The organism is Methanoregula sp. (assembly GCF_002835825.1).
GTDB lineage: Archaea > Halobacteriota > Methanomicrobia > Methanomicrobiales > Methanospirillaceae > Methanoregula.
In genome coordinates, this window is the sequence record NZ_PIZH01000799.1 from 1 (window position 1) to 1,014 (window position 1,014).

2 protein-coding genes and 1 pseudogene are annotated in these 1,014 nt (G+C 58.0%); all 3 read right to left on the minus strand.

Going from position 1 to position 1,014, the window contains the following annotated elements; all coding sequences use genetic code 11:
* The coding region (locus tag CW742_RS15470; RefSeq protein ID WP_342764898.1) for a phosphoribosylaminoimidazolesuccinocarboxamide synthase at positions 1–90 on the minus strand (90 nt) is incomplete at its 3' end.
* Positions 71–541, minus strand: a complete 471-nt coding sequence (locus CW742_RS15300) for a phosphoribosylaminoimidazolesuccinocarboxamide synthase (protein WP_292421906.1) — start codon at positions 539–541, stop codon at positions 71–73. The genes CW742_RS15470 and CW742_RS15300, both read right to left, overlap by 20 nt.
* Positions 538–1,014: pseudogene (gene cofG / locus CW742_RS15305) on the minus strand (7,8-didemethyl-8-hydroxy-5-deazariboflavin synthase subunit CofG); the annotation flags it as partial. The pseudogene cofG and the gene CW742_RS15300, both read right to left, overlap by 4 nt.

The following is a 1,014-nucleotide window of genomic DNA, read 5'->3' on the forward strand; positions in this document are numbered from 1 at the left end:
GAACTCGATCTTGAAGTCGACAAGGACGATCCCCTGCGCGGCAAGGAGTTTTGCGAGAAGCCGGTTGATCTCAAGCGCGATCTTCTTCATCTTTTTGAGCTCTGCACCCGAACAGAACCCCGAGGGCCACGATCAGGTCGTCGTTGAGCATCGGATCGTGGCGGGAGTCGTCCTTGTAGTCGATGACGATGACCGGAGGGTCGAGTTTCGTCCCCTCCTTGATCGGATAGTTCCGTACCATCGAGCCTGCGGCGATGTTCCTGACGATTACTTCGAGCGGGATCATCGATAGCTGGTGGACGACCATGCGGCGGGGGTCGAGCATCTTCAAAAAATGCGTCATGATCCCGTTCTCTTCAAGATACCGGAAGAAGAAGGCCGAAACCTCGGCGTTGTAACTGCCCTTGTTCTGGAGAACATCCTTTTTACCGCCGTCAAAGGCCGTGATGTCGTCCCGGAACTCGACGATGAGTTTTCCCTTGCTGTCGGAGAGAAAGACGCTCTTGGCTTTCCCGGCATAGAGGAGTTTCTTCTGTTTCATGGGATACCGTTCCTGTCCTGTACTATTTGGCTGAGCCGGTTTATTAGGGGTTGCAATCCCGCATCGTACCAGCCGCGTTCGATATACTGCGGGTAGATGCAGAGCCGCTCCCTGAGCACGGCGGTGCCTGCGATGGCCCGGAGCTCATCGAACGCCGGCCACGGGTGCTCCGGGTTGACGTAATCGATGGTGAGCGGCGAGACGCCGCCGAGATCGTCCACGCCGCAATCGATAAGCGAAGCGGCATCAATCAGGTTCGGCGGGATCTGGATGGCGATATCCGGCTGGAGGATGTCCTTTCCCATCCGTATCGTGGCGCAGATCTCGTCGGTTGTCGGGACGGGCTGCCTTTCGAGGGGCGTGCCGGGTTTCGGGCAGAGGTTCTGGACGATCACCTCCTGGATATGGCCGTACCGTTTGTGGAGATCGCGGATGGCAAAAAGCGAGTCCTCGCGGTCGGCCATGGTCTCGCC

Excerpts from the sequence above, each read along its gene's own strand:
- CW742_RS15300 (WP_292421906.1), bottom strand. The coding sequence starts at position 541 with ATGAAACAGAAGAAACTCCTCTATGCCGGGAAAGCCAAGAGCGTCTTT.